Genomic DNA, 506 nt, shown 5'->3' with positions numbered 1-506 from the left:
CAGGAAGGTCTCGAAATTCGAGGCCAGCATGGTCGAGCCGGTGTTGACGCGACCGGCTGCTCCCTGGGCTGAGACGGCGGAGACCATGGTCAGACTTTCATGTCCACGCCCTGGGGCGAGAGGGTGAGTGGGGTCCAGCGGCCGGGCGGCGGCGCGGCGATGTCGGCGTCTGCGGCCACGCGGGCGGCGCCGGCGAAGGCGCGGTCCTGACGACGGTCAAAGCCGCGCCCGGACGAGGCGTCACGCTCGGCGAACTGGAGGGAGTCCTGGGACAGCTGGAAGCCGGCCTCCTGAAGCTGACGGCGCAGCTCATCGGCGCGGCCCCTAAGCTCGGTGGCGGCGGCCGGATTGTCGAAGGCCAGGCGCGCGGTCAGGGCGCCGTCGGCGCCGACCTCCATGCTGACGTCGACGCGGCCGAGATCGTCGGGCGTCAGCGCCATTTCAAAGCGGGTCGAGCGGCCGTCCAGCCGCTTCATGATCTGGGCGGCGATCATGGCGGTCGTTTC

General features: G+C 70.9%; 1 protein-coding gene. It reads right to left on the bottom strand.

All coding sequences use genetic code 11. From position 1 onward, the window contains the following. Positions 1–89: 89 nt before the first annotated feature. The coding region (locus ACK4SE_RS14400) for a flagellar hook-length control protein FliK (RefSeq protein WP_409694102.1) at positions 90–506 on the bottom strand (417 nt) is incomplete at its 5' end.

The sequence above is a fragment of the Brevundimonas sp. genome (assembly GCF_046293315.1).
Taxonomy (GTDB): Bacteria; Pseudomonadota; Alphaproteobacteria; order Caulobacterales; family Caulobacteraceae; genus Brevundimonas.
The sequence above is the reverse complement of the archived record's forward strand: the minus strand, read 5'-3'. Positions and strand labels throughout refer to the sequence as shown.